The sequence below is a fragment of the Leptospira kirschneri serovar Cynopteri str. 3522 CT genome, from assembly GCF_000243695.2.
Classification (GTDB): Bacteria; Spirochaetota; Leptospiria; order Leptospirales; family Leptospiraceae; genus Leptospira; species Leptospira kirschneri.
The window spans coordinates 554,942-565,000 of record NZ_AHMN02000005.1 but is presented as its reverse complement, the minus strand read 5'-3'; the positions used below and the strand labels follow the sequence as shown (position 1 = coordinate 565,000).

The 10,059-nt window shown below is 36.1% G+C and carries 10 protein-coding genes; 6 read left to right on the top strand and 4 right to left on the bottom strand.

Annotated elements, in window-relative coordinates:
* Positions 1 to 252 precede the first annotated feature (252 nt).
* The 5 genes from LEP1GSC049_RS217990 (at position 253) to pckA (ending at position 5,176) form a co-directional block, all read left to right on the top strand.
* Positions 253 to 552 (top strand): hypothetical protein, encoded by a 300-nt coding sequence (locus LEP1GSC049_RS217990; protein ID WP_004754402.1) that lies wholly within the window; start codon positions 253 to 255, stop codon positions 550 to 552.
* 595 nt (positions 553 to 1,147) lie between these two features.
* The gene (locus tag LEP1GSC049_RS217995) at positions 1,148 to 1,816 is read left to right on the top strand and encodes a hypothetical protein (RefSeq protein WP_004753617.1); all 669 of its coding nucleotides are present in this window, start codon (positions 1,148 to 1,150) and stop codon (positions 1,814 to 1,816) included.
* Between the two features lie 85 nt (positions 1,817 to 1,901).
* The gene (locus LEP1GSC049_RS218000) at positions 1,902 to 2,447 is read left to right on the top strand and encodes a CarD family transcriptional regulator (protein WP_000729197.1); all 546 of its coding nucleotides are present in this window, start codon (positions 1,902 to 1,904) and stop codon (positions 2,445 to 2,447) included.
* 40 nt (positions 2,448 to 2,487) lie between these two features.
* On the top strand, positions 2,488 to 3,522 hold the full coding sequence (locus LEP1GSC049_RS218005; protein ID WP_004753919.1) for a PIN/TRAM domain-containing protein: 1,035 nt from the start codon (positions 2,488 to 2,490) through the stop codon (positions 3,520 to 3,522).
* A gap of 61 nt (positions 3,523 to 3,583) precedes the next feature.
* Complete coding sequence (pckA, locus tag LEP1GSC049_RS218010) at positions 3,584 to 5,176, top strand: phosphoenolpyruvate carboxykinase (ATP) (RefSeq protein WP_004758105.1); 1,593 nt, start codon at positions 3,584 to 3,586, stop codon at positions 5,174 to 5,176.
* Between the two features lie 524 nt (positions 5,177 to 5,700).
* Here pckA and LEP1GSC049_RS2000000225925 read toward each other — a convergent pair.
* The 4 genes from LEP1GSC049_RS2000000225925 to LEP1GSC049_RS218025 are packed head-to-tail and all read right to left on the bottom strand — an operon-like array spanning position 5,701 to position 8,234.
* Complete coding sequence (locus LEP1GSC049_RS2000000225925) at positions 5,701 to 5,928, bottom strand: hypothetical protein (protein WP_004763356.1); 228 nt, start codon at positions 5,926 to 5,928, stop codon at positions 5,701 to 5,703.
* 4 nt (positions 5,929 to 5,932) lie between these two features.
* The gene (locus LEP1GSC049_RS218015) at positions 5,933 to 6,676 is read right to left on the bottom strand and encodes a toxin-antitoxin system YwqK family antitoxin (protein WP_016560571.1); all 744 of its coding nucleotides are present in this window, start codon (positions 6,674 to 6,676) and stop codon (positions 5,933 to 5,935) included.
* A 36-nt stretch (positions 6,677 to 6,712) separates the two neighbouring features.
* Entirely contained in the window at positions 6,713 to 7,465 is a 753-nt protein-coding gene (locus LEP1GSC049_RS218020; RefSeq protein WP_016560549.1) for a hypothetical protein, read from the bottom strand.
* Complete coding sequence (locus LEP1GSC049_RS218025; RefSeq protein WP_016560609.1) at positions 7,458 to 8,234, bottom strand: ParA family protein; 777 nt, start codon at positions 8,232 to 8,234, stop codon at positions 7,458 to 7,460. The genes LEP1GSC049_RS218020 and LEP1GSC049_RS218025 overlap by 8 nt, the downstream gene beginning before the upstream one ends.
* Before the next feature lie 113 nt (positions 8,235 to 8,347).
* Here LEP1GSC049_RS218025 and gatB point away from each other — a divergent pair, with 113 nt between their 5' ends.
* Complete coding sequence (gene gatB, locus LEP1GSC049_RS218030; RefSeq protein WP_004753790.1) at positions 8,348 to 9,808, top strand: Asp-tRNA(Asn)/Glu-tRNA(Gln) amidotransferase subunit GatB; 1,461 nt, start codon at positions 8,348 to 8,350, stop codon at positions 9,806 to 9,808.
* Positions 9,809 to 10,059 lie beyond the last annotated feature (251 nt).

Sequence of the window (10,059 nt, the reverse complement as noted above, 5' to 3'; positions counted from 1 at the left end):
AAAGAATTTAAAATGAACCTTTGCCCTTTTATCTATTTCAAAAAAACATTATAGATTGAATTTTTTTAATTTCAATTGTCATTCTTCGTTCTCTTTTCGATTACAATAAAGTGAGTGAAATTTTTATAAAATGAGTTTTAGTTTGATAAAAACAGTTTCTAAAGAAAGGATTTTGCACGGAAGTTTAAGATTGTTGTCTTTAGATTTTATAAAGTCTCCCTAAAATAAGATTCACTCGAAGGAGTAATACGTATGAAAAAAACTTTGATTTTAGGAATCATCTTTTCGTTAGCGATGATTAGTTGTAAACCTTGTTCTGAGTTAGAAACTAAGATTTGCACGGACCTAGGTGCTAAATGTGAAAAATGGAAAAGTATGGGAAAACCAGGTTTGCCACCTGAGGATCAGGACCAATATCGTTCCGGCAAAAGAAAATTGATTGGGGTTTTGTTGGAGAGTGTAGGTCTCATGGAACGAAATGCACAAGCCTGTCAAGGATTGTCTTCCAATTATGAAGCGATCATCTCTTCTTTAAAAAAATCTGTACAGTAGCTTTTTCAATTTAAAACTCGACGTTGTTTTTCAAAAAAATATGAATTATCTTCGTCGAGTTCAATAGCCAAAAAATTCAGCGCGTCTCAAATGAAATGATTTTACTTAGAACTCAATAAATAATGTGAGTTCGACAAGAAATTCATTTTCCTGAAAAAAGTTGAAATCTAAACTCTATTGATCAATTTCTAAAATGTGGGAACTCATACAAAAAGTAAATGTTTAAAAATTTGTAATGTGACTTAATTGTGGGAATACCCACAAAACTACAATTTTACGAACAAATTCTAAAATTGTAGGAACTCACATTTTTGGAAAATCTGTACTCATTTTCTTACACCGAACTTATGTTAAAACGATACTGTCAAAACTTGAAAATGATTCTAGGATTCTCTACAAATATTGCCACAAATCAGAACTGTTAAGATGCCTAAAATTCTGTATAAAACGTTGAATTTGCCTCAAAATCCATAATACTTCGTTAGGAATCGATCGAATTAAGAACCATGGAAATTTTCAAAAGAGTAATCTTTAATTTTTTGGAAAGAATTTGAGTATTTAGGCCGATTTTAAAAATAGAATTTAGGATTCCTAAATGCAGAATATTGATTATTCGAGAAAACTCAAACAATCTACGGTCCGAACTCCAGTTCGAGAAAATACAGATTTTAGTCGGACGATTCAAACGGTTCAACATCATAAAAAATCGGGATCACCGATTCAAATTTTTTCGTCCACACGTTCTGCTTTTGTTTTATTATTAGGTTCTATATCTCTGTTTACTGCGGGAATTGTAGTCGGCCTTAAATTGGATCAAAAGGAAGAGTCCTTTGCCCGAAATGAAATACAGACCCTCAGAAACGTTCCTTCTCATGAAAAAAAGAATGAAACTCGATCTTTGTTTTTTTCTAACCAAAAAAACGAAGAACCTTTAAAAAATCAGGAATCGCTTTCAAAATTGAATTTTAAAGAGAATGTTTCTGGAGTGAACGGAGATTCTAAAATTCTCTATCCTCCTCAATCTGGTGAAACAAATTATCTTGTAGTAGTCGGCACTTCCGATTCTTTGCAAGCCGTTGAATTGGGAAAAAGGATTTTGATGGCTAGAAACGAATTCAAAGGAAGAATTTTTCGTTCATCTAAAGGGGAACTTTATTTGGGTTATTTTTATTCAGAAGAAGAAGCAAAAGAAGCATTGGAAAAAATTCAACCTCTCAATGATCCTTTGTTTCATTCTGCCAAAATTCGCACACTGAAACTTTAATAGCCTTTTCGGATAATTTTGTTGACTTTCGCCAAATTTATGCTATTTTCTTAAACAGAGTTTTAACGGAAGTTATCATACTTACTTGGCTGCCAAAAAGAAAAATTCCGAAATCGAACACAAGGTAGGCGATTACGTAGTCTATCCAATCCACGGAGTTGGAGAGATTCTCGAAATCTCCAAAAAGAATATCCTGGGTAAAAAGAAGGATTGTTACGTTCTCGAAATTCAAGGTAGTAAGATGAAGGTCATGATTCCTGTCGACAAGGCAGAACAGGTTCGAATTCGCCCTATCATCGATAAAAAAGAGATCAAGAAAGTCATTGCACTCCTCAAGAAAGACGAAGTAGATACGGAAGAGGACTGGAAGATCCGCTACCAAAATAACCTCAATAAGATCAAGTCCGGGTCCATTTATGAGGTCGGAGAAGTTTGTAGAAATCTATTTCGCAGAGCAAGTGGAAAAGAACTCTCTATTATGGAGAGAAAGCTTTACGAAAGCGCCTATAATCTTGTGAAAATGGAAGTTGCATTGAGTAAAGGGGTTACGCAGGAAGAAGCGGGAAATTTAGTTTCCGATGTACTGGCGAGCACCCTCTCTCCTAGTGAAAAAAAGGCAGAAGAAGAGTAAAGTTCCGCAAAAACTCAAATACAAATTAAGGATTTGAGTTATGATTCATTTCTACAAAGTACTCACGTCTCTGTTCCTTTCTGGGATTACATTTGCAGTAACACATAAACAAGCAGGAGATATTTATTTAGCCGGACCAATCGCCGGGGTTGTCTTGTTAGTTTCTTTTATTCTTCTTTACGGAGAATCTAATCTTTTTCCAAAACTCAAAGCTGATTTACTTTTTTGCGCTGGATTGGGTGCTCTTCTTGGGCTTGCAATTGCTTGGTTTGTAGGTGCAGCTGTTCATTTTGAAGAATTGAACGTAGCCCTTTATTTCGTATTTGCACTTTTTGGAATCCTTGCTGGAGTTTCATTTGCTAAAGAACCCGGTCTTGGAATTTTCGGAGGCGGAGGCGGTTCTGGCAGCAGCTTCGGAGTTGGTATTGAAAAAGAAGAAGTCAGAGATAAAATTTTAGATACCTCCGTTGTAATCGATGGAAGAATTTTAGATATTGCAGACACTCATTTCTTGGATGGCCCTTTAATTCTTCCAAACTTTGTGCTGAGAGAAATTCAACTTATCAGTGATTCTTCCGATCCGATTAAAAGAGCGAGAGGAAGAAGAGGTCTTGAGATGTTGAATAAACTTCAACGTAAAGGATCTATAGAAGTAAAAATTACTTATAAAGATTATTCTGATACACGCGAAGTAGATGCAAAACTAATTAAACTAGCTCGTGATACCGGTGGTAAGATCGTTACGAATGATTTTAATTTGAATAAAGTGGCTGAGTTACAAGGAGTAAAGGTATTAAACCTAAATACTTTAGCAAACGCTTTAAAACCGGTTGTTTTGCCTGGAGAAGAACTTGGAATCCAAGTGATCAAAGAAGGTAAGGACGAAAATCAAGGAATCGGTTATTTGGAAGATGGTACAATGGTCGTAATCGAAAACGGAGGCCATCTTGTTGGGAAAGAGGTCAAAGTGACAGTAACTTCTATTATCCAAACTGCAGCCGGAAAAATGATTTTTACAAAAGCGAATTCGAATGGAGTTTCCGAGAAGGGAAATCGCCAACCTCATTCCTCTTGAATCGATTGACTTTCCACTTTAGAGTAAAATACTTGAAATAGAATTCCCAAGGAGCAATCAGATGCAGGCCCAGACTCAGGTAAAAGGTTTGAAGGAACTCGGACTCGAACCTTCTGAAATTTTCCATAACCTTTCCTATGATGAAATTTATGAACATGAGAAAAAAAACGGAGAAACCGTAGTTTCCAGTAATGGGACTATGATGGTTGATACCGGTATTTTTACAGGTAGATCTCCAAAAGACAAATATTTTGTAGATGAGCCTTCCTCAAATGGAAACATTTGGTGGAGTCATATCAATTTCAAAGTTTCAGAAGCAATCTTTGACGAGCTTTATAAGAAATGTGTAAACTATCTGAGTCATAAAAAACTATACGTTTTTGATGGTTATGCAGGTGCGAACCCTGAAACCAGAGTGAGTCTGCGAGTTGTTTCCGAAAAGGCTTGGCAACATCACTTTTGCACGAATATGTTCCTTCGTCCTACAAAAGAAGAACTGGTCGGTCTTGATCCTGAATTTACGATTATCAATGCTTGTGGAATTAAGAATGAAAACTTCAAACAACACGGAATGAATTCTGAAGTGTTTGTGATCTTCCATCTTGCTAAGAAAATTTGTATTATCGGTGGAACTGAATATGGCGGAGAGATGAAAAAAGGTATTTTCTCTGTTATGAATTATAAACTTCCTTTGCAGGGAATTCTCAGTATGCACTGTTCTGCGAATGTAGGTAAAGATGGTGATACAGCTTTATTCTTTGGTCTTTCCGGAACTGGTAAAACGACTCTTTCCACAGATCCAAACCGTAAATTGATCGGAGACGACGAGCACGGTTGGGATGATAACGGGATTTTTAATATCGAAGGCGGTTGTTATGCTAAGGTAATCAACTTAGATCCTAAAACCGAGCCGGACATTTACGAAGCTATTCGTAAAGACGCTCTTCTTGAAAATGTAGTTTACGATCCTCAGACTAAGATTGTAGATTATTCTTCTGCTGCAAAAACAGAAAATACTCGAGTTTCTTATCCGATTTTTCACATCAATAACATCCAAGTTCCTTCTAAAGGAGGACATCCGAAAACCATTATATTCTTAACTTATGATGCGTTTGGTGTTCTTCCTCCCGTTTCCAAATTGAGCATTGAACAAGCGATGTATCATTTTCTTTCCGGTTATACCGCAAAAGTTGCAGGTACGGAAAGAGGGATTAAAGAGCCAACTGCTACTTTTTCAGCGTGTTTCGGAGCGGCGTTTATGACTCTCCATCCTACGAGATACGCTAAATTGCTCGGTGAAAAAATGAAAAAACACAATGTCAGAGCTTATTTGATGAATACCGGTCTTGTAGGTGGATCTTACGGAGTTGGAAAGCGTATGAATCTTCCTTCTACTCGTAAAATCATCGACGAGATTTTAAACGGGAATATAGAAAAATCTGAGTTTGTGACACATCCAGTTTTCCAAGTAGCTTATCCTAAAACGATCAGCGGAGTTGATAGTGCCATTCTTGATCCGAGAGAAGCTTGGGCGGATAAAACCGCTTATGATCAAACCGCTAAGAAATTAGGGGAAATGTTCATTAAAAATTTTAAACAATATGCGGAAGGATCAAAAGACTTCGATTTTACCGCGTTTGGCCCGAAAATTTAATTTTAATCTTCGGGAAGAAGAATTTACGAAAGGTAAAAACTGTTTTTCGTAGATTCTTTTTTTATAATATTCGAATTTTTGAAAATACTTAAAATTTACTAAGAGTCTGTCTCAAAACTTTATAATCAATCTTTTTTGAATCTCTGCAAAATTTGTTAGTTCCTGCAATTTATTTTTTGGGAAAAATTAGATTTATAAAATAGAGTTGTTGAAAAATTCCATAGTGAAGATTCGTAAAATTGCTTCAATTGCCCATTTTAATCCAATACAAACAGATGAAGAATTCATTTTTCAACAACTCTATTGAGATCCAAATACTTGTGGGGTTGGTTATGGATTTTATCTAGTTGCCCGATAAAATGTAAAAGTTAAGTTTTTTGCATAAGTTTGGCATAGTATTATTTTGATGTGTCAGGGTAGTAAATTTTTTTAAACTGTTTTTAAAATTTTAACCAATGGGTAATGCAGCATTAGAAAGTATGAATATTTAAGCAGTATTTAGATGGATTCGTCGAAAGCGAAATTTAATTTGTCTGTTTAAAATAAAGATTTAAACAAAATATCATAAACAAATGAAGAATTGCAGTGAAAATATAAAATCTGAAATTTAAATTTTCTCGGAACGTTTGAAAAAGTCCTATATGGACAACTGAAAACGTAGAGAGTAAAATCCAAAAATTTAATATTGTTAAAGAAAAATAAATGCTTAGATAAATTACGATAAGAAGGAAAATTCCAAAAATTGTCTTCACAATTTTATTGTTCGGAAGAAACCAAAGTCTGACAAATCGGCTCGAATCCCTTTTTCATTTCGCAATTGATTGTTCCGTCTGGAAGATAATTAGTTCTGGAAATGAAATTTCCGTTATCGTCAAAAACTTCAATCGCTTCCGTTTTATGAGTCGGGTAATAATAAAACCAAGTTTTTACTTTCTTTCCATTTTTGTAATAACCAGTGTATTCTAATTCTCCGTCTGGAAAATATTTTTGCCAAAGATTATCTCTGTAACCTTCCGTATAATTTCCTTTGAGTTCAAGTTGTCCGTTTTCGTAAAATCTTTCGAAGAGTCCTTCTTCGTTTCCTTCGTCTCCGTTCATCATCACTTCGGGTTTTCGAGAACCTTTGCCAAAATTCTGACGGATATAAAGATTTCCGTTATCAAAATTCCAGATCCATTCTCCCCTGCGAACTCCGTTTTCATAATTACCTTTTGCTAATATACGATCCTCATATTTAGAATAGATTTTGCAAAGACCGTTTTCTAAACCGAGTTCGTTTACGGAACAATCTTGGTAAATTTTTCCGTTGTCGTAATAAACTCTTCTTCTTCCCGATTCAGAAAGTACGTACGCATTGAATTCTTTTTGAAATTTTGCATTGGCGGGAATGTTTGGTGGAAGTGATTCTTTTACGCAGTATAAAAAAGGAACAATCGCTAAAAATGAAATTATACTTTTGAATAATATTTTTTGAGCGAAAAAGATAAATTTAAAATTCATTCGATTTTTATTATATACCGATTTGCTGTTCCAAATTCAATCGATAGTGAATTTTTTACTTACTAATAGTTCTTCGTCTTCGTCGCGTATTTCCACTTCGTAAGATCCTTGTTGATCGAAAAACGTATCATCATAATAGGTTTGGAACTTTTCAAAATTCTTACGAAAGTCTTTTTCTTGAACTGAAAATTCCTCTTTCCCGCCGTCGGTTCGATAAATCGTAAGGCGAACTTTTTTAGGAGTGGAGCAACCTTTCTTATAATAGATAAAGAAGTCTTGTCCATGAGAAAAATGATATTCTTTTTGTGAACTCATCCCCGAAACTTTTTCGGGAGTCATCTTATCTATATCCATATAGATTTCGTGTTTTGCTGGCCAGAAAAACCAAATGGCCATGATTAAAAGAATCACTCCAACAATCTTCAAAAAACGTGAAGAGCCTTCTCTTTCGGGGGATTCCGGTTTTGTATAATCTTCTAATCTCATGACACTGCTTATCCTGTGGAGGTGGTTCTTTTTGGGCAAATATTTTTCCTCTCTTGCGGAGGATGAATTCTGAATTGAAAGAGATTCTTTTGTTTCTTGGTTATAGGTTTTGAAGGGAGAATCGATTTCATTTTTTGCAGTTGTTTGTTTTTGATTTTCGGATTCTTCTTTCAACGTTTCTTTCGGAGTTTCCAATGTAGAAATTTCTTTTTGATTGAAAGGGATTGGCTCTTCGGTTTCTCCGCCTAACGTCTTTCGGACGTGCGCCCCCGCCGCTTGTTTGAGAAGATCCTTTTTAGCCAAGCTCTAAAACCTCTTCCACAAAACTTTGATAAGATTTTGCCGCTTTACCTTTCGGTTGATATTCGAATAAGGTCTGTTTCATCATATGGGCTTCTTCTACGCTGACTGAAGGTGGAATTCTGGATGAAAATAATTTTAAGTAGGGTTCAATCATCGGTTCGAGAGTTTGAGAAAGTGTGGTTCTAGGATTGAACATAGTTAAAACGGCTCCTAAAACTTTTAGAGAAGGATTGAATCGTTTTACGGTATTCTTATGTGCTTCTAAAATGGCTTCGATTCCATCAAGGGAAAATTTAGAAACTTGTAATGGAACAAGCAAACCCGTAGAGGCTACAAAAGCATTGAGAGTGATCATAGAAAGACTCGGCGGACAATCTACGATCACATAGTCGAAATCGTCTTTGATTGATTCTAGGGAATCCCTAAGTTGAAAAAAACCATTTATCTTTCCGGAAAGCATTACGTCGACTTCTGCAATAGAAGGATGAGAAGGAGCAATTCTTAGATATTGGATTCGAGTCGGAATTAAAACTTCTCGTAGATCCCCGCCATCTCTAAAAATTTTATAAAGACTTTTTTCTCTTCCTTCTTCTGTGTGGAGGGAATGAGAATTCTCCTCGATAAAAACAGAGGTTGCGTTTCCCTGTGCATCTAAATCTAAAAGAATCACTCTTTCTTTTTTAAGCGCTAGTCCAAAAGCGAGATGTACCGCCGTGGTTGTTTTGCCTACTCCACCTTTCTGGTTTGCTATACAGAGGATCTGTTTCATAAAAAATCCGTTGCCCGTAAATTCCGCTTTCCTCAGACTACATTTAGAGATCGTTGGATTAGGGATAGATTCCTCGATCTGATTGGGATGACAATCCGGAAAAGGAGATACAGTTGGCAGAATTTGAAACGATCATAGGACTTGAGGTCCACGCTCAGCTCAATACGGAATCGAAGATATTCTCTACAAGCGCGACTAAGTTCGGTTCTCCTCCAAATTCTCAAACCAATCCGGTTTGTTTGGGATTGCCTGGTGCGTTACCGGTTCTTAACGAAATGGCTTTAGAAAAAGCGATTATGGCCGGACTTGCATTTGGTTGTGAAATTACTTTGTTTACTAAATTTGATCGTAAAAATTATTTCTATCCGGATCTTCCGAAAGGGTATCAAATTTCTCAGTTTGATAAGCCGATTTGTATTGGTGGAGGAGTTACCTTTACGATCAAAGGGGAAGATTCTGCTCGTTATGTGAGACTGACTCGAATTCATTTAGAAGAGGATGCGGGCAAACTCATTCATTCTGCAGATCCGAACATTCCTCAGTCTTATGTAGATTTGAATAGAGCGGGGACTCCTTTGATCGAAATCGTTTCTGAACCGGACATGCGTTCTTCGGACGAAGCATATTACTATCTTAATTCTTTAAAATCGGTTTTGAAATATATTCGAGTTTCGGATTGTAATATGGAAGAAGGTTCTCTTCGTTGTGATGCGAACGTTTCGATTCGTCCTAAAGGCTCGGACAAGTTCGGAACCAGAGTTGAAATTAAAAATCTAAATTCTTTCAAAGCCGTTAAAGCCGCAATTGACTACGAAGTAGAATGGCAAAAAGAAATGGCTTTGGAAGGAAAGACGTTTCAGCAACAAACTAAACTTTGGGATTCCGTTTCTAATAAAACCGTAACGATGAGAACCAAAGAAATGAGTCATGACTATCGTTACTTCCCAGATCCGGATTTACCCGTGATTGTTCTTCAAAAAGAAACGGTGGAGTCGGTTCGTTCAAAACTTCCGGAACTTCCGAACGAAAGAAAAAATCGTTTTATGGAGAAATTGGGTCTTCCTAAATACGACGCGGAGGTTTTAACCGCGGAAAGAGAAATTGCGGACTATTTTGAAGACGCTTTGAAAGTTTCTGGAGACGCTAAAAAAACATCCAACTGGGTTAAGGATGAGATTTTAGGTATTGTCAATAAAGAGAATATTACAATATCAGAATTTTCTGTTTCTGCTCGGAGAATCGGCGAACTTGTTAAGCTAATCGCTGATGGAAAAATTTCCGGTAAGATTGCTAAAACAGTATTTGAGGAACTTCTTACTTCCGATAAAGGCGCGGAAACCATCGTCATCGAAAAAAATCTGATTGTGGTTCGAGACGATAAAGAAATTGAAAGAATTGTGGACGAGGCCATTGCAAACAACCAAGATGCGGTCACAAAATACAAAAGTGGAAAGGATCGTGCGTTAGGCGCTATTGTGGGTTACGTGATGAAAGTTTCTAAAGGAAAGGCCGATCCGGAACTCGTCAATCAGATGCTTTTGGAAAAGTTGGGTCCGTTACCTCCAAAAAGTTAACGTCAATTTCAAAATCTCAAAATGTGGGAACTATTACATTTTGTTGAGGATTCAAAGAAGATTTATTCAGGGTTTTTGGAACTAATCTTTAATAACTTAAAGTTGTCTTTATTGTATCGTAATTTTTGACTTTCTGATGACTTGAAAAACTATATTTTTCGACTGAGAGTTCTACCAAAATCTGGTGTAGTTCCCACAGATTAAATTGCATTTGAACTAATGAAGATTGTATTCTGTTATTAAATTCATAA

Coding starts and splice junctions, on each gene's coding strand:
- LEP1GSC049_RS217990 (WP_004754402.1), top strand. CDS start 253: ATGAAAAAAACTTTGATTTTAGGAATCATCTTTTCGTTAGCGATGATT.
- LEP1GSC049_RS217995 (WP_004753617.1), top strand. CDS start 1,148: ATGCAGAATATTGATTATTCGAGAAAACTCAAACAATCTACGGTCCGA.
- LEP1GSC049_RS218005 (WP_004753919.1), top strand. CDS start 2,488: ATGATTCATTTCTACAAAGTACTCACGTCTCTGTTCCTTTCTGGGATT.
- pckA (WP_004758105.1), top strand. CDS start 3,584: ATGCAGGCCCAGACTCAGGTAAAAGGTTTGAAGGAACTCGGACTCGAA.
- LEP1GSC049_RS218015 (WP_016560571.1), bottom strand. CDS start 6,676: ATGAATTTTAAATTTATCTTTTTCGCTCAAAAAATATTATTCAAAAGT.
- LEP1GSC049_RS218025 (WP_016560609.1), bottom strand. CDS start 8,234: ATGAAACAGATCCTCTGTATAGCAAACCAGAAAGGTGGAGTAGGCAAA.